Here is a 19674-nt window from a genome sequence, read left to right on the forward strand (position 1 = left end):
CCCGCCGTTGAGCAGGCCAGGCAAATCAGTAGGCTCGCAGTGTCTGAAACACAGCGGCAATTTTACGGGCATCTTTGATGCCAGGCGCGCTTTCCACGCCAGAGTTGAAGTCCAGGCCGGCACAGCCGAGCTGCGCGGCTTCAACACAGTTATCCGCGCTCAGGCCACCGGCCAGCAGAACATTGTTGAGCGTCTGTCCCTGCAACAGCGACCAGTCGAAACGCTGTCCGGTTCCACCGTCGCCATTATCAAACACATAACGGTCAACATGAGGCCAGTCGCGCGCCGGCAAGGTGCCTTCAATGCGCAACGCCTTCCAGATTTGAATCTCTGCTGGCAGAGCCGCACGCAGTTCAGCCACAAACGCCGGCGTCTCGTTGCCATGCAGCTGCACCGCAGAGAGTGAAAGCGCACCGGCTTGCGTGACAATGTCACTCATAGCGGCATTGCGGAACACGCCGACGTAGCGCAGCGGGGCCGCAGCGATAACGGTCTGCGCCGTAGCGGTGTCAATCTGGCGCGGGGAACCTTCCGCGAAGATCAGACCACCATAGATTGCCCCGGCTTCATAGGCGGCGCGCGCATCTTCGGCACGGGTCAGGCCGCACACTTTATTGCTGCCCAGCGTGACCCGACGCACCGCTGCGGTCAGGTCGGCTTCTTCCATCAGTGCAGAACCAATCAGGAAGCCGTTGGCAAAGTGGCTCAGCTCGCGAATATCGGCATAGCTGTTAATGCCTGATTCGCTGATTACTGTGACGCCGTGTGACAGGCGCGGTGCCAGCTGACGGGTGCGGTTAAGATCGATAGAGAGGTCACGCAGATCGCGGTTGTTGATACCCACAACTTTGGCCTGCAGCGCGATAGCCCGCTCCAGTTCCTCTTCATTACTCACTTCAGTCAGAATGCCCATCTTCAGGCTGTGCGCCACGGCGGCCAGCTGACGATACTGCTCATCATCCAGCACTGACAGCATCAGCAGAATCGCATCAGCCTGGTAGTAACGTGCCAGATAGATCTGATAAGGGTCGATGATAAAATCTTTGCACAGCACCGGCTGGGTGATGGCCGCGCTGACAATCGGCAGAAAGGCGAAGTCGCCCTGAAAATATTTCTCATCGGTCAGCACAGATACCGCGGAAGCGTAGTGGCGGTAGACTCCGGCAATGGCGGCTGGATCGAAATCCTCGCGAATAATGCCTTTCGAGGGAGAGGCCTTTTTACACTCCAGGATAAACGCGGTTCTTGCACCCTGCAGCGCGTCGTAGAAATGACGGCTGGCGGGTTCAATGCTGTTCTGAAAGGTAGAGAGAGGCTGCTGCTGCTGACGGGCTTCAACCCAAATCGCTTTGTCCTGAACAATTTTTTCTAACACGGTGCCTTTCATGATTATCCTCTTGCTGCCAGTGCGACGACACGCTCATAAGCCTGTCCGCTGCGGATGGCGTTAAGCGCCTGCTGTGCGTTTTCACGCAGATCTTCCTGACCGAATACTTTAAGCAACATCGCCACGTTGACGGCGACGGCCTCCTCATGGGCCTGCTGGCCATTACCCTGGAGTAAAGAGGTCAGAATGTCACGATTTTCTTCCGGCGTGCCGCCCGCCAGCGCCTCTTTGGGATGGAAGCCAAAACCAAAGTCCTCTGGCGAGAGCTGATAGCGCGTAATTTCACCTTCACGCAGTTCGGCCACATGGGTCACGTCGTGCAGCGCCACCTCATCCATTCCGCCACCGTGAACCACCGCCGCGCGCTGATAACCCAGCACTTTCAGCGTCTGGGCAATCGGCATTACCAGTTCCGGGCTGTAAACGCCAATCACTGCCAGTGGCGGGCGTGCCGGGTTGATCAGCGGGCCCAGCACGTTAAACAGCGTACGGGTCTTAAGCTGCTGGCGGACCGGCATCGCGTGGCGAAAACCGGTGTGATACTGCGGCGCAAACAGGAAGCAGACATTCAGATCGTCCAGCGCCTGGCGCGCCCGGTCAGCGGGCATATCGAGATTGATGCCAAAGGCGGCCAGCAGATCGGAGGAGCCCGATTTGCTGGAGACGCTGCGGTTGCCGTGCTTCGCCACTTTCAGACCGCAGGTCGCGGCGACAAAGGCGCTGGCAGTCGAGATATTAATGCTGTTACTGCCATCGCCGCCGGTGCCCACAATGTCGGCAAACGCATAATCAGGGCGGGGAAAAGGTTTGGCATCTTCCAGCAGCGCGGTGGCGGCTCCGGCGATCTCTTCCGGCGTTTCACCGCGCACCTTCATGGCGATCAGCGCGGCAGCGAGCTGCGTTGGCTCCAGCTGTCCGGTAATGATGGCGCTGAACAGCTGATGACTCTCAGCCTGATTCAGCGTCTGCGCCTGGTAAAGTTTTTCCAGTGTCTGTTGCATGTTTATTCTCCCTGTTACTTCGCCAGCGCCCAGGCCAGCGTCTGCTCAAGCAGGCGCGCGCCCTGAGAAGTCAAAATCGATTCAGGATGGAACTGAAACCCGCATACGCGATCGGTTTCATGGCGAACGGCCATCACCATCCCGTTGTAACTGGCGTTCACCGTCAGCTCTTCCGGCGTGTTGCTGCCCACCAGCGAGTGATAGCGCGCCACCGGCAGCGGATTGCTCAGACCGGCAAACATCGCCTCGCCGTCATGGTCGATTGAAGAGGCTTTGCCGTGCAGGATCTCGCCTGCCTGGCCCACATGGCCGCCATAAGCTTCGACAATCGCCTGGTGACCCAGACAGATACCGATAATTGGCAGACGACCGCGCAGCACCCGCAGCAGCTCCGGCATACAGCCAGCATCTTTTGGCGCGCCGGGACCGGGAGAGAGCATCAGCACCGGGTTCTCCATCCGCTGCAGCTGTTCAATAAGCAGTTCGGCGGGCAGGTTGTTGCGGTAAATCACCACGTTGTGACCAAAGGTCCGCAGCTGATCAACCAGGTTATAGGTAAAAGAGTCGATGTTATCGAGCAGCAGAATATCGGCCATCAGAAGATCTCCTTGCAGTGATGGGCAGTCGCGATAGCGCGCAGTACGGCGCGCGCTTTGTTGCGGCTTTCATCAGCTTCAGCCTGCGGATTAGAATCCAGCACCACACCAGCGCCCGCCTGAACGGTGGCGACGCCATCTTCTACATAGGCGGAGCGGATAACGATACAGGTATCGAGATCGCCCTGGGCGGTGAAGTAGCCCACCGCGCCGCCGTAGCTGCCGCGACGGGTGCGTTCAGCCCCGGCAATCAACTGCATGGCGCGAACTTTTGGTGCTCCGCTCAGCGTGCCCATGTTCATACAGGCACGATACGCGTGCAGCACATCGAGATCCGCGCGCAGCGTACCCACCACGCGGGAAACCAGATGCATCACAAACGAGTAGCGGTCGACTTTGGTCAGGTCAGCCACGTAACGGCTGCCGGGCACGCAGATACGCGCCAGATCGTTACGCGCCAGATCCACCAGCATCAGATGCTCAGCCAGCTCTTTATGGTCGGTACGCATCTCCAGCTCAATGCGGCTGTCGAGATCGCGGTCCAGTGAGCCATCAGCATGGCGGCCACGCGGGCGGGTACCGGCGATCGGGTAGATCTCAATCTGACGGGAGGTGGCGTCATACTTCAGCGAACTCTCCGGCGACGCGCCAAACAGGGAGAAATCCTGATCCTGCATGAAAAACATGTAGGGGCTGGGATTGCTGTTTTTCAGTGTCTCATAAGCAGCCAGCGGCGACGGGCACGGCAGCGAGAAGCGACGTGACGGCACGACCTGGAAAATTTCGCCGATGCGAACCGCCTGCTGAAGGGTGCGAACTACGTCGCAATACTCTTCATCACTCTGGCTGGTGGTCAGCATCATCTGTTCAACTGGCTGGACCGGCAGAGCTGGTGCCGGCTGCAGCATCTGGCCGTGCAACTGCTCGATGCGGCGCTGCAGGCGCTGGAACTCGCTGGTGGACGGGCAGAACAGGCTGGCCTGCAGACGCGCACTGCGGGTCTGGTGATCGATCACCAGTAAGGTTTCTGCCAGGTAAAAACAGTAGTCGGGGCAGCGTTGCTGATTATCCAGCTCCGGCAGGGTTTCAAAACCGGCAACCAGATCATAAGCAAACAGGCCACCCAGCAGCACGGCTTCGCGCTCATCGGCAGGGGAGTTGACCAGTTGTGGAATCAGACGCAAAGCATCAAACACCGACAGGGCCTTGAGGCGGGAATCTTCATCCTGCTGATGGTCGGTGCTCTGCGGGAAAGTCAGCTCGCGTCCATCGGGACGAACCTGATTGCTGACCGACGCAGGCAGGGCCTCATCCAGCAGCGGCAGCAGGGCGCGGCCATTTTCTGACAACGCGTGAACGGTGACATTATTGCCCATTGCGCTGACGCGCAGCGCGCTGTCGACAATCAGCAGGCTTTTTAAGTTGCGCTTGCTGTCGATGTCAGCGGATTCAAGCAGCAGGGTTGCCGGACGTGCGCCGCACAGCTGGTGAAACACTGCGGCCGGATCTTCGCGGTAGGGTGCGGTGCCGGTAATCAACTTCACTGTAGGTTTCGCATTTGGCATGATGATTTCTCTGAATTTCGCTCAAAAAAAAGCCCGCTCGGTGGCGGGCTCAGGTATTAGCACAGCGTTTACGCAAAGTGTGCACGACCCTGTCGCCCGTTTTCGGGAACATCGCGCCAACCGTTTAAATGCGTGATTACAACAGCCATGATTGAATACCCGTTACGTGTGAACTTGTGTACTAGTTAACGGGTTCAGGGCGGAAATGTCAATACACTTTTTCACTGACCGTGAAAATCGTTATCATGCTGGCCGGTTTAGTTTTTGCAGGAGTTCTCTTGAGCGATATCGCCCGTTTCCCGGTTTATGATTTACACAGCCACACGCGTGCCTCTGACGGCTTACTGACGCCAGCCGCCCTGGTGCAGCGAGCGGTTGAGATGCGCGTCGGCGTACTGGCGATCACCGATCACGACAGCGTTGCAGGGGTAGATGAAGCGCAGCAAACGGCAATCGATCACGATTTACCGATAAAAGTGCTGGCGGGCGCAGAAATCTCCACCCTGTGGGAAAACCATGAGATTCATATCGTGGGACTGAACATTGATATCCGCCATCCGGCGATGGTGGCGTTTCTGGCCGGACAACATGCCTGTCGGCAAGCACGTGCAGAAGAGATTGGTGAGCGACTGGCGAAGGCACGTATCCCGGATGCGCTGGCGGGAGCCACGCGACTGGCTGATGGCGGCATCATTACCCGCGGTCACTTTGCCCGCTTCCTGATTGAACAGGGTAAAGCAGAGAATATGGCGCAGGTGTTCAAAAATTATCTGGCGCGTGGCAAAACCGGTTACGTGCCGCCACAATGGTGTACAATTAAACAAGCTATTGATGCTATTCATCATTCTGGTGGCTGCGCCGTGCTGGCGCATCCTGGCCGTTACGGTTTATCGGCAAAGTGGCTCAAACGGCTGGTCGCCCATTTCCGCGAAGCGGGCGGCGATGCGATGGAAGTCGCGCAGTGCCAGCAGCCGCCTAATGAGCGCACGACGCTGGCGCAATACGCCAGAGATAATGAACTGGCCGCATCACAAGGTTCTGATTTTCATCAACCCTGTCCGTGGATTGAACTGGGCCGCAAACTCTGGCTGCCCGCGGCGGTTGAGCCGGTCTGGGAACGCTTCCCGGATCTGGCTCCCAGACTGGCAATCACGGAAAGGTGACACGAGGTTTCTATGAGTCAATTGTTTCATATTCATCCGGACAACCCACAGCCCCGCCTGATTAATCAGGCGGTTGACTACCTGAACAAAGGCAGCGTCATTGTTTATCCAACCGATTCCGGCTATGCGCTGGGCTGTCGGCTGGAGGAGAAGGGCGCGATGGAGCGTATCTGTCGTATCCGTCAGCTCGACGGGCACCACAACTTTACCCTGATGTGCCGGGATCTCTCTGAGCTGTCGGTCTATTCGCAGGTGGGCAACTCAGCGTTTCGCCTGCTGAAAAACAACACGCCAGGCAACTACACCTTTATTCTCAAGGCGACCAAAGAGGTGCCGCGCCGCCTGATGAATGAAAAACGTAAGACCATTGGTCTGCGCGTGCCCTCTAATCCCGTGGCGCTGGCGCTGCTGGAAGCACTGAATCAGCCGATGATGTCGACCTCATTAATTCTGCCGGGCAACGATTTCACCGAGTCCGATCCGGAAGAGATCCAGCACAGCATCGGCAAGCTGGTCGATCTGATTATCGACGGCGGCACGCTGGGCCAGCAGCCGACCACGGTGGTCGATCTGACCACCGATGCGCCGGAAATTGTGCGTGAAGGGGTGGGCGATACCCGCCCGTTCCTGTAAGCCCTCAGGCTCAGGCACCGCGTGTCGGTGTCTGGGCCAGATTCGACTCTAACCAGCTTTTAAACTGGCCGTAAGGAATATAAAGTGACACATCTTTCAGGATCACTTTGTTATTACGCCCATTTTTAATCGAGTCAGAATAGCCAACAATCACGCCGCCCAGCGTATCATCACGGTTATAAACGCCGCCGCCCGACATCCCCTGAACAACACCTGCATTGGAGGCCATGGCTATACAGGGACTTTTATTCCAGTTATTCCGAATAGCCGTACGCGCTAAATTAACTCCGGTCGATTCAACCGGCATCGCTGAAATAAAACTGTAGCCATACATTTTAACCGGATCGCCGATGTCGCTGCTGCGGAACTTAGTCAGCGTGCTGGCGTCATTCTTGTGATAAATAATCGCAAGGTCGCAATAAGGGTGATAAGACTTGACGCGCTGCACGGCAGTTTTGGCAACGTGCGCAGCTGTCAGGCTATATTCAGGCGTCAGAGGAATGCTGGTGCCCAGTGTGCCGAGACCGAGGATCGTCGGAATGCCAGTCACGCTCATATCTACGTGCTGCATCGCCGTACGACTGTACTCAGTATGGCCCACAGAACACCCGCTCAGCACCAGTGCAGCAAGCACCGGGCACAGCAACAGGTTTTTCATGATGGGTTTCTTTATTCAGGCATGTCGGGAAATCCCTGGTGAAGATTTTTGACATGCAAGCAAGGTTCATCACTGAACCGTATTAACGCAACAACTCCGGATGCGCCGGTTTATTGGATTAATCTAAAAAGACTATTTTTATAAACGAATAACAAAAGCCGGACTTCATTGTTGCAAGACCCCTCTGTCGTGAGTCCTGCTTTTTATTGTGCTACAGGAATAAAGTATATCAGCTTAATAGTGTCGTACAATTTATTAAAGCTAATAAGAATCAAATGTCCTTGAAAATAAGGCCTTAAATAAATCTGCGTTAGAAAAAATCTGGGTTTTTTGTATTTACCGAGCGGTTATAATGGATTAAATCATTAAAACAGTTTTTTGTGCTGGCTTTAGTGTTTTTTTAAGAAGAATAAAAGCAAGGGAAAACCAGCGAAAGTGTAAGATAGTGTTAAGGTTTTTATCACCAGAACATTACGTTGATGAAACTGAAGTGGTTAGAAAATTTAATTGTCATCAGCTATAAAGTTTTTAATACATGCATTTTATTAATCTTATTCCTGTCAGATGCACGGGGATTATTTAAATCAGCGTCAGATATTATCAGATCTAAAACTATCAGAGGCTGACCCTTCTTAATTCGCTTCAGGCCCACTCATAAAGCGCGTTACTTCAGGGGTAAATGCCTGTATAATGGGGCCGAATTAATAGGTTAACCTATTGATTCAGAAAGAATTATCACCCTACCGTGACGCCTGGGAAGGCGACAAAGAGGAAGCTCAATGAGCGAAAAGTTACAGAAAGTCTTAGCGCGTGCCGGTCATGGCTCGCGTCGTGAAATCGAATCAATGATTGCCGCTGGCCGTGTCAGCGTCGACGGCAAGATCGCCACCCTGGGCGACCGCGTTGAAAGCAGCAAATCTCTGAAAATCCGTATTGATGGCCATCTGGTCTCGATTGCTGAATCAGCAACCGAAGTTTGCCGCGTGCTGGCTTACTACAAACCAGAAGGTGAACTCTGTACCCGCAGCGATCCTGAAGGGCGCCCAACGGTATTTGACCGTCTGCCTCGTCTGCGCGGTTCACGCTGGATTGCCGTTGGCCGTCTGGATGTGAACACCTGTGGTCTGATGCTCTTCACCACTGACGGTGAACTGGCGAACCGCCTGATGCATCCGAGCCGTGAAGTGGAACGTGAATATGCGGTGCGCGTCTTTGGTCAGGTCGACGATGATAAAATTCGTCAGCTGAGCAAGGGCGTTCAGCTGGAAGATGGCCCGGCTGCCTTTAAAACCCTGAAATTTGGCGGTGGAGAAGGGATCAACCAGTGGTACAACGTGACCCTGACCGAAGGACGCAACCGTGAAGTGCGTCGTTTATGGGAAGCGGTCGGCGTGCAGGTCAGTCGTCTGATGCGTGTTCGCTACGGCGATATCACCTTACCAAAAGGCCTGCCACGCGGTGGCTGGACCGAACTGGATCTGCCTGCGGTTAACTACCTGCGTAATCTGGTGGAGATGGATGATGAAACGGTTACCAAACTGGTGGTCGAAAAAGATCGTCGTCGCACCAAAGCGAACCAGATTCGTCGTGCCGTGAAACGTCACAGTAAAGTGAGCAGCACCCCACGTGCACCACGCCGCAATCCGGGCAGCAAACGTAACTCCGGTTAATCACGTTGCCCGATCGCTAAAAACGCAGCCCCAGGGCTGCGTTTTCTTTTTCTGTTACCAGTCAATTCCCTGCTGAGCCTGTATCCCGGCATCAAAAGCGTGCTTAACCGGCCGCATCTCAGTCACCGTATCCGCCATCTCAGTCAGGCTGCGATGACAGCCACGTCCGGTAATGATGACGCTCTGATGCGCCGGGCGCTGTTGCAGGGCCGCTATCAGCTCTTCCAGTGGCAGATAATCCATGCTGACCATATAGGTGATTTCGTCGAGCACCACCAGATCCAGCTGCTCATCGGCCAGCATCCGTTTTGCATGCTGCCACACCGCCAGACAGGCGGCGGTATCCGTTTCGCGGTTCTGCGTATCCCAGGTAAAGCCGGTTGCCATCACCTGAAATTCAACACCGTGCTGTTCCAGCAGGTTTCGCTCGCCATTCGGCCAGTCACCTTTAATGAACTGGATAGCCGCCACGCGTTTGCCATGACCGGTGGCGCGGAGTGCGGTGCCAAAGGCCGCAGTCGTTTTGCCTTTGCCATTGCCGGTAAAGACCATCAGGATGCCACGAACCTCCGTGGCTGCAGCAATACGCGCATCTACCTGTTCTTTTAACCGCTGCTGACGCTGTTGATGACGATCGTCAGCCATTATTCAGCGGCTCCCGGTTTTCTGCCTGGCTGGGCATCAAAGCTGATCCCGGTTTTACGACGGCTATCATCACCCATCAGATAAAGGTAGAGCGGCATCAAATCGGCAGGGGTTTTCAGCTTATTGGCATCTTCCTGCGGGAACGCGCTGGCACGCATTTTGGTTCGCGTCCCGCCCGGATTAATACAGTTCACCCGCAGCGACTGGTTCTTATACTCATCAGCCAGTACCTGCATCATGCCTTCGGTAGCAAATTTAGAGACGGCGTAAGCCCCCCAGCCCGCGCGACCGGTGCGGCCCACGCTGGAGGTGGTAAACACCAGTGAACCGGCATCCGATTTTAACAGCAGCGGCAACAGCGCCTGCGTCAGGAAGAAGGTGGCGTCCAGGTTGATGTTCATCACCTGCTGCCAGACCTGTGGGTCGAGTTCAGCCAGCGGCACAATCTCACCGAGGATACCGGCGTTATGCAGCACGCCGTCAAGACGCGGAAACTGCTGGGCCAGCTGTTCTGCCACCTGCTGGCAACGTTCCGGTGTCGCTTCGGCCAGATCGAACACCACAGTGTGAGCAGGGCAGAGATTGAGTTGATTGATCGCCTGTTCGACCTGCTGAAGCTTCTCAGGGTTACGGCCCATCAGGATCACTTCTGCGCCATAGCGGGCATAAGTCAGCGCCGCTTCCCGGCCAATGCCATCTGAAGCGCCAGTGACCAGGATAATGCGATGATTGAGCAGGTCGCTTTTCGGTTGATAATGCACAGCGGGGTCCTCCAGCGAAAACAGCATGATTCCGCTTTATGCCTGAATTTACGAATGGGCGCAATCGCCAACCCACGCATTCTGTGCCAGCTGCTGGCATTTCAGGCGACGAAGCGGGGCAAAACGGCTAAACTGGCGAACTGTTTTTGATTCTCAGTTTACTAAGGCGACCTATGGATTTTATTTCAACGTATGGACTGTTTTTAGCGAAAGTGGTGACACTGGTGGTTGCCGTCGCTGTGATTGTCATGATTGTGATGAATGCCGCATTACGCAAACGGGCACAAAACGGTCAGCTTCGACTGACTCATCTGGATGATGACTATCAACAGATGAAAGAGGATTTGCAGCTGGCAAAAATGAAGCCTCAGGCACAAAAAGTCTGGCTGAAAAATCATAAGAAAAGTGAAAAGCTGAAAGCCAAAGCGGAAAAGCAGGCGGCGAAGCAGGGGCAGACAGACAGTGCGAAGCCCACGCTCTATGTACTCGATTTCAAAGGCAGCATGGACGCCCATGAGGTGACCTCACTGCGTGAAGAGATTTCAGCCGTGCTGGCTGTGAAACAGCCTGGCGATGAAGTGCTGCTGCGTCTTGAAAGCCCTGGTGGCGTGGTTCATGGCTATGGCCTGGCAGCCTCGCAGCTGCAGCGTCTGCGCGATCAGGGTCTGCGCATCACGGCGGCCGTGGATAAAGTGGCGGCCAGCGGCGGTTACATGATGGCCTGCGTAGCCGATCGTATTGTGGCAGCACCTTTCTCGATTATTGGCTCCATCGGCGTGGTCGCGCAGATCCCCAATTTCAACCGCTTGCTGAAACGGAACGATATTGATATTGAGCTGCATACCGCCGGACAGTACAAGCGCACGCTGACGCTGTTTGGTGAAAACACCGAAGAGGGACGTGAGAAATTCCAGGAAGATCTCGACGAAACGCACCTGCTGTTCAAGCAGTTTGTCCACCAGATGCGCCCGTCACTCGACATCGATCAGGTGGCAACCGGTGAACACTGGTATGGCCGCCAGGCGCTGGACCTCGGCTTGGTTGACGAAATCGGCACCAGCGATGATCTGATCATCCGTCAGATGGATAAGTTCAGCGTGCTCGGCGTGCATTATGCCCGCCGCCGTAAGGTGATGGATCGCTTTACGCAGAGCGCCGGCTCGGTGGCAGAGCGCCTGCTGCTGAAACTCTGGCAGCGCGGCGAAAAGCCACTGCTCTGATGATCTGATGATGCTAAACCCGGCCTGCGCCGGGTTTTTTCATTCCAGGTGGTAGAGCGGCGACAGCACCACGGCAAGGTGTTTGAACACGTTAAACACCGCCGTGGTTTTAGCCGTCGGCACTCCATCGGCATCGAGAAAAAACGGTCCGCGAAATACCAGCACTTCTCCCTGCTGAATCACCTCATCCGCCTGCATTCCCGCTAAATAATCATCATGTTCTTTGATCAGCGCATTGGCCTTTTCCAGCAACGCCTGGCGGGAAATAGCCTGAGTTGAACTCTGCATTTATTGACTCCTGTTTGACAGTACTCCAATCCTTTCTATATTACTGGCGAGTCACACGCTGTGACAAATCGGTGTAATCGATGAAAACCTGGCGTAAGTCCGGGCTGAGTGCTAATTAAGTTGCGTAACAGATTTTATCAGGTAGAGTGTGGGCGATTCCGATTTCAGGGATTTTGCACCAGGATGTGCGATGAGTTCAGATAGAAAAAGCACTCTTTATCATGCAGTTGCATAACGCCACATCATCTGATCTGAGATTGACCCCTCCGCCTTGAAATGTTAAACAGGCGCAGCAATATTGAACCCATTGGGTTTTTGGGCATCCAATCCTCTCCCGTTAAGCAGGATGTTTTCATTAGGTAAAGGTAAATATGGGTAAAGCACTCGTTATTGTTGAGTCCCCGGCAAAGGCTAAAACAATCAATAAATACCTGGGTAGTGATTACGTGGTTAAATCCAGCGTGGGTCATATCCGGGATCTGCCGACCAGTGGTTCAACCGCGAAGAAAAGTGCTGACGCCTCGACAGATAAGAAAGTCAAAAAAGTTAAAAAAGATGAGAAGGCCGCACTCGTCAGCCGCATGGGTGTTGATCCCTATCACGGCTGGGAAGCGGACTATCAGATTCTGCCCGGCAAAGAGAAAGTGGTTGCCGAACTGAAGGCGTTAGCCGCCAATGCTGACCACATCTATCTCGCAACCGACCTTGACCGCGAAGGGGAAGCCATTGCCTGGCACCTGCGGGAAGTGATTGGTGGTGATGACTCGCGCTTCAGTCGCGTCGTGTTTAACGAAATAACCAAGAATGCGATTCGTCAGGCGTTTGAAAAGCCGGGCGAACTGAATATTGATCGGGTTAATGCTCAGCAGGCGCGTCGCTTTATGGACCGCGTGGTGGGCTACATGGTCTCGCCACTGCTGTGGAAAAAGATCGCTCGTGGTCTCTCTGCCGGGCGTGTGCAATCCGTTGCCGTTCGCCTGGTGGTGGAACGTGAACGTGAGATTAAAGCTTTTGTTCCCGAAGAGTACTGGGAAGTTAATGCCGCGCTGACCACGCCGAAAGGCGATGAGCTGTCGATGGACGTGACGCACAAAGGCGATAAAGCCTTCCGTCCGGTCAACCGCGACGAGACGTATGCCGCCGTCGCGCTGCTGGAAAAAGCGCGCTATGAGATCGTGGATCGTGAAGATAAGCCGACCAGCAGCAAGCCGGGCGCGCCTTATATCACCTCGACACTGCAGCAGGCTGCCAGCACCCGTCTCGGCTTTGGCGTTAAGAAGACCATGATGATGGCCCAGCGGCTGTATGAAGCGGGCCACATTACTTATATGCGTACCGATTCGACCAACCTGAGTCAGGATGCGGTCGCCATGGCGCGTGGCTATATCGAAAGCAATTTCGGTAAAAAGTATCTGCCTGAAAACGCCATAACTTACGCCAGCAAAGAGAACTCCCAGGAAGCGCACGAAGCGATTCGTCCTTCTGATGTGGAAGTGGTGGCGGAAAAGCTGAAAGATATGGAAGCGGATGCGCAGAAACTCTATCAGCTGATCTGGCGTCAGTTTGTTGCCTGTCAGATGACACCAGCAAAATATGACTCCAGCACCATTACTGCCGCCGCCGGTGATTTCCGGCTCAAAGCGAAAGGCCGTATTCTGCGTTTCGACGGCTGGACCAAAGTGATGCCTGCGCTGCGTAAGAATGATGAAGATCGTACGCTGCCTGCGGTAAGCGTGGGTGATGTTCTGGACCTGCAGCAACTGCTGCCCGGTCAGCACTTCACCAAGCCACCGGCGCGCTTCAGCGAAGCGTCACTGGTGCGCGAGCTGGAGAAGCGCGGAATTGGTCGTCCATCCACCTACGCCGCCATTACCTCGACGATTCAGGATCGTGGCTACGTACGGGTTGAAAACCGCCGTTTTTATGCGGAAAAAATGGGTGAAATCGTCACCGATCGTCTGGAAGAGAACTTCCGCGAACTGATGAATTATGATTTCACCGCCCGCATGGAGAGCAACCTTGATCAGGTTGCCAATAACCAGGCGCAATGGAAAGCGGTACTCGACCACTTCTTCACCGATTTTACCCAGCAGCTTGAACTGGCTGAGAAAGATCCTGAAGAGGGCGGAATGCAGCCGAATCAGATGGTGCTGACCTCGATTGACTGTCCGACCTGTAGCCGTCCGATGGGGATTCGAACTGCCAGTACCGGCGTCTTCCTGGGCTGTTCCGGCTATGCGCTGCCGCCTAAAGAGCGCTGCAAACAGACCATCAACCTGATCCCGGAAAATGAAGTTCTCAATATTCTGGAAGGGGATGATGCTGAAACCAACGCCCTGCGTGCCCGTCGTCGCTGCCAGAAGTGTGGCACGGCCATGGACAGCTACCTGATCGATAACGAACGTAAACTGCATGTCTGTGGTAATAACCCGGAGTGTGATGGTTACGAGATTGAGAAGGGCGAATTCCGCATCAAAGGCTATGACGGCCCGGTAGTGGAGTGCGAGAAGTGTGGTTCGGAGATGCACCTGAAGATGGGACGCTTTGGTAAGTACATGGCGTGTACCAATGAAGAGTGCAAAAACACCCGCAAGATCCTGCGTAGTGGTGAAGTTGCTCCGCCGAAAGAGGATCCGGTTCCGCTGCCAGAGCTGGCGTGTGAGAAGTCAGATGCTTACTTCGTGTTGCGTGACGGTGCGGCGGGCGTTTTCCTCGCGGCCAACACCTTCCCGAAATCACGCGAGACGCGTGCGCCGCTGGTGGAAGAGCTTCAGCGCTTCAAAGATCGTCTGCCTGAGAAGTTGAAATATCTGGCCGACGCGCCAGCAGCCGATCCGGAAGGCAACAAAACGCTGGTGCGGTTCAGCCGCAAGACCAAACAGCAGTATGTCTCCTCAGAAAAAGAGGGCAAGGCAACCGGCTGGTCCGCCTTCTATATAGATGGCAAATGGCAGGAAGCGAAAAAGTAATCCCTGAAGGCCAGCGCTCGCTGGCCTTTTTCTGAGCCTTATATCAATCCGTTCTACTCTCTCACTTAAACTGATATAGTTGTTATAGCATTTCCGACCTTTCCTGATGCATAGCATCTTTTTACCCTCGCGACTATACGTCAACCGGGGATGCGACTCTGTAACTTACCGGGATGGAATAGATATGAAATTACAGCAGTTGCGCTATATCGTTGAAGTGGTCAATCACAATCTCAACGTCTCTTCGACGGCGGAAGGTCTCTACACCTCTCAACCCGGCATCAGTAAACAGGTGCGTATGCTGGAAGATGAACTGGGCGTGCAAATCTTTGCCCGCAGCGGTAAACATCTCACCCAGGTCACGCCTGCAGGGGAAGAGATCATCCGTATAGCGCGAGAAGTTCTCTCCAAAGTGGATGCGATTAAATCGGTAGCCGGTGAACACACCTGGCCTGATAAAGGCTCGCTCTATGTCGCAACCACGCACACCCAGGCTCGCTACGCGCTGCCTGGTGTGATCAAAGGATTTATTGAGCGCTATCCTCGCGTCTCTTTGCACATGCATCAGGGTTCTCCAACTCAGATCGCCGAAGCCGTCTCCAAAGGTAATGCAGATTTTGCCATCGCCACCGAAGCCCTGCATCTCTATGACGATTTAATCATGCTGCCGTGCTACCACTGGAATCGGGCGATTGTGGTGACTGCCGACCATCCGCTGGCCGGAAAAGGTCAGGTCACCATTGAGGAGCTGGCCGAATATCCGCTGGTAACCTACACCTTTGGCTTTACCGGGCGTTCAGAACTGGATACGGCCTTCAATCGTGCAGGTTTAACGCCACGCATCGTCTTTACCGCGACCGACGCCGACGTAATCAAAACCTATGTCCGCTTAGGTCTGGGGGTTGGCGTTATCGCCAGCATGGCAGTAGATCCGGTGGCCGATCCTGACCTGATTCGCATTGAAGCCGCCGATATCTTTACCAATAGCACCACTAAGATTGGTTTCCGCCGCAGCACCTTCCTGCGTAGCTATATGTATGATTTTATCCAACGTTTTGCGCCACACCTGACGCGCGATGTGGTAGATACCGCGGTTGCGCTGCGCTCCAATGAAGACATTGAGGCGATGTTTAAAGATATCAAACTGCCGTTTAAATAGAATTTAACCTCCCCGCGTAAACATAAGGCTGCCTGGTGCAGCCTTTTCTGTCTCCAGGCTTTAGCGCCAAATGAGAATCAAAAGTTTTTATGATTTTTTTGTAAATGAAACATTGATCACATGTTTCTCCATCGGTCTTTCTTAAATGCGAATTACAACACATTTTTAACTATGTTACTTTGCGGCTTGCCAGGATTATTCCCATACTCCAGTTAAGAGCTGATGTGGGAAGCCAGTAAACATAAGGTTCTTAAGTTGTCTCTATAGTTTTAAGTGGATCTGTTTTTAAATTAACTCAAATTTTTAAGCGGGTCTTTTAATTAAATATTGGTTCCGGGATTAATGATTTCTTACGTTACTTAAGCTCATTGATTAATACCGTTAATCGTTTTACTCAATAAAAATAACTGGATTTTTGGCCTTAACGCGTTTAGGATTCCTCCTAAATCTTAATCGATGTTATCAATCATTTTGTTGAGAGTGATTATCAAAAACTATGAATACACGACTGACTGTACAACCGGGTTTCCCGGCAAAAAGCACCAAGGTTGAGCGTACCGGCAACACTCGTCGCAAAGCCTGGTTAACCGTATTCGCTGCCTCTGCGCTGTTTTGGGTAGTTGTCGCGTTAATGATTTGGCGTATCTGGGGCTAAAGCCATGTGGGCAAATACACTCAGCCATAAACGTTCCCTGACCTCGGGTCAGCACAAGACGGTCTCCTGTAAAGGAAAAGAACCCCTTGCAAAGGACGAAAAAGTGTCTATCCCCGATTCATGGGATTTGAGTGATAACCAGAGACTTTTTATTGAGTCGTTTCTGGACCCTAAAAACAAATAACGTTGTCAGACCATTTCTTCGTCACTGTTCTCTTAAAACCGGAATTTCCGGTGGGCCTATAAATGCCCTTACCACATCCTGTACGACCAAAGGGTGTCGCCTCTTTCTATAAGGTGACCGCAAAAACTTTTACGCCCGATTCCGGCGAAGGAGTGAACCAAATGAATATTATTAAAATGTCCTGGCTCAGCGCGTATGCATTCTCCTTTGCGTTCTGGTCTGCGGCGGTGTGGATAACCCTGTAATTTGAATTAAAATCACCTTTTCATGATGCCTCGTGACTTCACGGGGCATTTTCGTTTGCGATCGATTGTAGCAATTTGTGTTGTAATCAAAACGTTAACGAAATTGTGGTCTATCTTTAACATAAACCTTTGTCTCTCTGAGGTTTAAAGACCATGAATGAAAGGAGGAGCTATGTCGTCTACCCTACGCGAGCAGAGTCAGGAAGTACTGCAGGTCGACACCAAAAAATATCACATCTTCAGTCTTCCCCATGCTGCTCAACACCTTGGCAATATCGATCGCCTGCCAAAATCCCTCAAGGTCCTGCTGGAAAATTTACTGCGCTATCAGGATGGTGACTCTGTTACGACGGAGGACATCCAGGCGCTGGTTGACTGGCAAAAAGATGCCCACGCCGATCGTGAAATTGCCTACCGGCCAGCCCGTGTATTGATGCAGGACTTTACTGGCGTGCCTGCGGTAGTCGACCTTGCTGCGATGCGAGAAGCAGTGAATCGGCTAGGCGGCGATGTGGCGAAAGTTAATCCGCTGTCACCGGTTGATCTGGTTATCGACCACTCGGTGACTGTCGACCATTTTGGCAATGATGACGCCTTTGAAGAGAACGTCCGGCTGGAGATGGAGCGAAACCATGAGCGCTACGTCTTTCTCCGCTGGGGCCAGAAGGCGTTTGATAAATTCCGCGTGGTGCCACCAGGAACCGGTATTTGCCATCAGGTGAACCTGGAATATCTCGGCAAGGCAATCTGGCATGAAACCGTTGATGGTGAAGAGTATGCCTGGCCCGATACGCTGGTCGGTACGGACTCTCACACTACCATGATCAACGCGCTTGGCGTGCTGGGGTGGGGAGTAGGGGGAATCGAAGCCGAAGCCGCCATGCTCGGTCAGCCTGTCTCAATGCTTATCCCGGATGTGGTGGGTTTCAAACTCACCGGCAAACTGCGGGCGGGCATTACGGCAACCGACCTCGTGTTGACCGTTACCCAGATGCTGCGTAAGCACGGCGTTGTCGGTAAATTCGTTGAATTTTACGGTGATGGCCTGGCCGATCTGCCGCTGGCAGACCGCGCGACCATCGCCAACATGGCACCGGAATATGGCGCAACCTGCGGATTCTTCCCGGTTGATGACGTCACGCTGAGCTACATGACCCTGACCGGACGCGATGCCGAACAGGTAGCGTTAGTTGAAGCCTATGCCAAAGCGCAGGGTCTGTGGCGCAACCCTGGCGATGAGCCGCGTTTTACCAGCACTCTGGCGCTGGATATGAATGAGGTGGAATCGAGTCTCGCAGGACCAAAACGTCCGCAGGATCGGGTGTCGCTGGGCGATGTGCCCGCCGCGTTTGATGCCAGCAATGAGCTGGAAGTGAATCAGGCGCAGAAACCCCATAAAATCGTTGAGTATACCGACAGTGATACCGGGCTGACGCATAAGCTGACCGATGGGGCGGTGGTGATCAGTGCGATTACCTCCTGTACTAACACCTCCAACCCCAGCGTCTTAATGGCGGCCGGTTTACTGGCGAAGAAAGCGGTCGAGCGGGGTCTGAAACGTCAGCCGTGGGTCAAAGCCTCGCTGGCACCCGGTTCTAAAGTGGTTTCAGATTACCTGGCCGTCGCGCAACTGACCTCTTATCTCGACGAGCTGGGCTTTAATCTGGTTGGTTATGGCTGCACCACCTGTATCGGTAACTCCGGCCCGCTGAAAGATGAGATCGAGTCTGCGATTAAAGCCGGCGACCTTACGGTGGGTGCTGTGCTTTCCGGCAACCGCAACTTTGAAGGCCGTATTCATCCGCTGATTAAAACCAACTGGCTGGCGTCGCCGCCGCTGGTGGTGGCCTACGCGCTGGCGGGTAACATGAAGATTAACCTGCAGACCGAGCCGCTGGGCCACGATCGTCAGGGCCAGCCGGTCTACCTGAAAGATATCTGGCCTTCACCGGAAGAGATCGCTACGGCCGTGCAGCAGGTCACCAGCGACATGTTCCATAAAGAGTACGCTGAAGTCTTCGACGGTACGCCAGAGTGGCAGGAGATTAAGGTGAGTGAAGCCGCGACTTACGACTGGGATGAGGGCTCGACTTATATTCGTCTGTCGCCTTTCTTTGACGATATGGAGAAAGAGCCTAAGCCGGTGCAGGATATTCGCGGTGCGCGGGTGCTGGCCATGCTGGGCGACTCGGTCACCACTGACCATATCTCACCGGCGGGCAGCATCAAAGCGGAAAGTCCGGCCGGACGGTATCTGCTGTCACACGGCGTGGAGCGTACAGACTTTAACTCCTATGGTTCGCGTCGCGGTAACCATGAAGTGATGATGCGCGGTACGTTCGCCAACATCCGTATCCGCAATGAGATGGTACCCGGCGTGGAGGGCGGTTATACCCGACACTACCCAAGTGGCGAACAGCTGGCCATCTATGATGCGGCAATGAAATATCAGGCGGAAGGCGTGCCGCTGGCGGTCATCGCGGGTCTTGAGTATGGCTCTGGTTCAAGTCGCGACTGGGCGGCGAAAGGACCACGTCTGCAGGGGGTCAGGGTAGTAATTGCGGAATCTTTTGAGCGTATTCACCGCTCAAACCTGATTGGGATGGGCATTCTGCCACTGGAGTTTCCGCAGGGCGTGACCCGCAAAAGTCTGGGGCTGACCGGTGAGGAGCGCATTGACGTGGAAAATCTTCAGGCACTGACGCCTGGCTGCAGCGTTAAAGTGACGCTGACCCGTGCCGACGGCAGTAAGGAAGAGCTGGACACTCGCTGTCGCATCGATACCGGTAATGAGCTGACCTATTACCGCAATGACGGCATCCTGCACTACGTTATCCGCAATATGCTGGACTGATAAAAAAAGCCGGGGAAACCC

14 protein-coding genes, 1 pseudogene and 1 other annotated feature are annotated in these 19674 nt (G+C 54.1%); of the genes and pseudogenes, 8 read left to right on the plus strand and 7 right to left on the minus strand.

Translation table 11 applies throughout. The annotated features are described in order from the left end of the window. Nucleotides 1-25 precede the first annotated feature (25 nt). From trpCF to ACX8ZY_RS09450, 3 genes and pseudogenes are all read right to left on the minus strand, one after another. The gene (trpCF, locus tag ACX8ZY_RS09440) at nucleotides 26-1387 is read right to left on the minus strand and encodes a bifunctional indole-3-glycerol-phosphate synthase TrpC/phosphoribosylanthranilate isomerase TrpF (protein WP_010244438.1); all 1362 of its coding nucleotides are present in this window, start codon (nucleotides 1385-1387) and stop codon (nucleotides 26-28) included. Nucleotides 1388-1389: 2 nt separating this feature from the next. Then, nucleotides 1390-2984: pseudogene (trpD, locus tag ACX8ZY_RS09445) on the minus strand (bifunctional anthranilate synthase glutamate amidotransferase component TrpG/anthranilate phosphoribosyltransferase TrpD). Then, on the minus strand, nucleotides 2984-4549 hold the full coding sequence (locus ACX8ZY_RS09450; RefSeq protein WP_421665368.1) for an anthranilate synthase component 1: 1566 nt from the start codon (nucleotides 4547-4549) through the stop codon (nucleotides 2984-2986). Before ACX8ZY_RS09450 ends, trpD begins: the two are co-directional and overlap by 1 nt. Before the next feature lie 23 nt (nucleotides 4550-4572). Then, nucleotides 4573-4674, minus strand: a sequence feature (Trp leader region). 153 nt (nucleotides 4675-4827) lie between these two features. Here ACX8ZY_RS09450 and rnm point away from each other — a divergent pair. Next, nucleotides 4828-5712: an RNase RNM gene (gene rnm / locus ACX8ZY_RS09455; RefSeq protein ID WP_163763012.1), complete on the plus strand. Its 885-nt coding sequence runs from the start codon at nucleotides 4828-4830 to the stop codon at nucleotides 5710-5712. 12 nt (nucleotides 5713-5724) lie between these two features. Further along, nucleotides 5725-6345: an L-threonylcarbamoyladenylate synthase gene (locus ACX8ZY_RS09460; protein ID WP_003853883.1), complete on the plus strand. Its 621-nt coding sequence runs from the start codon at nucleotides 5725-5727 to the stop codon at nucleotides 6343-6345. A gap of 10 nt (nucleotides 6346-6355) precedes the next feature. On the opposite strand, the gene ACX8ZY_RS09465 is transcribed toward ACX8ZY_RS09460, so the two are convergent. Next, a complete protein-coding gene (locus ACX8ZY_RS09465) occupies nucleotides 6356-7003 on the minus strand; it encodes a hypothetical protein (protein ID WP_010244455.1) in 648 nt (215 codons plus the stop codon). A gap of 779 nt (nucleotides 7004-7782) precedes the next feature. Between ACX8ZY_RS09465 and rluB the strand changes: the two genes are divergently transcribed. Then, nucleotides 7783-8673, plus strand: coding sequence for a 23S rRNA pseudouridine(2605) synthase RluB (gene rluB, locus ACX8ZY_RS09470; RefSeq protein ID WP_010670251.1), 891 nt, complete (start codon nucleotides 7783-7785; stop codon nucleotides 8671-8673). Between the two features lie 54 nt (nucleotides 8674-8727). Here the strand turns inward: rluB and cobO are convergent, their stop codons facing one another. Next, complete coding sequence (gene cobO, locus ACX8ZY_RS09475; protein ID WP_010670250.1) at nucleotides 8728-9318, minus strand: cob(I)yrinic acid a,c-diamide adenosyltransferase; 591 nt, start codon at nucleotides 9316-9318, stop codon at nucleotides 8728-8730. Then, nucleotides 9318-10079, minus strand: a complete 762-nt coding sequence (locus ACX8ZY_RS09480) for a YciK family oxidoreductase (protein WP_010670249.1) — start codon at nucleotides 10077-10079, stop codon at nucleotides 9318-9320. Before ACX8ZY_RS09480 ends, cobO begins: the two co-directional genes overlap by 1 nt. Before the next feature lie 173 nt (nucleotides 10080-10252). On the opposite strand from ACX8ZY_RS09480, the gene sohB reads away from it, so the two are divergent. After that, nucleotides 10253-11299, plus strand: a complete 1047-nt coding sequence (sohB, locus tag ACX8ZY_RS09485) for a protease SohB (RefSeq protein ID WP_010244469.1) — start codon at nucleotides 10253-10255, stop codon at nucleotides 11297-11299. A 39-nt stretch (nucleotides 11300-11338) separates the two neighbouring features. Here sohB and ACX8ZY_RS09490 read toward each other — a convergent pair whose 3' ends face one another. Then, a complete protein-coding gene (locus tag ACX8ZY_RS09490) occupies nucleotides 11339-11587 on the minus strand; it encodes a YciN family protein (protein WP_033757844.1) in 249 nt (82 codons plus the stop codon). A 371-nt stretch (nucleotides 11588-11958) separates the two neighbouring features. Here ACX8ZY_RS09490 and topA point away from each other — a divergent pair, with 371 nt between their 5' ends. The 4 genes from topA to acnA all read left to right on the plus strand — a co-directional run bounded on the left by topA (nucleotide 11959) and on the right by acnA (nucleotide 19653). Next, complete coding sequence (gene topA / locus ACX8ZY_RS09495; protein ID WP_421665369.1) at nucleotides 11959-14556, plus strand: type I DNA topoisomerase; 2598 nt, start codon at nucleotides 11959-11961, stop codon at nucleotides 14554-14556. A gap of 184 nt (nucleotides 14557-14740) precedes the next feature. Beyond that, a complete protein-coding gene (gene cysB, locus ACX8ZY_RS09500) occupies nucleotides 14741-15715 on the plus strand; it encodes an HTH-type transcriptional regulator CysB (RefSeq protein WP_003853865.1) in 975 nt (324 codons plus the stop codon). 496 nt (nucleotides 15716-16211) lie between these two features. Beyond that, on the plus strand, nucleotides 16212-16370 hold the full coding sequence (locus ACX8ZY_RS09505) for a YmiA family putative membrane protein (RefSeq protein ID WP_071778593.1): 159 nt from the start codon (nucleotides 16212-16214) through the stop codon (nucleotides 16368-16370). 601 nt (nucleotides 16371-16971) lie between these two features. Next, a complete protein-coding gene (gene acnA, locus ACX8ZY_RS09510) occupies nucleotides 16972-19653 on the plus strand; it encodes an aconitate hydratase AcnA (protein ID WP_089414143.1) in 2682 nt (893 codons plus the stop codon). The last annotated feature ends 21 nt before the right edge of the window (nucleotides 19654-19674 follow it).

The sequence above is a fragment of the Pantoea sp. XAF26B01_ASV70 genome (genome assembly GCF_054512635.1).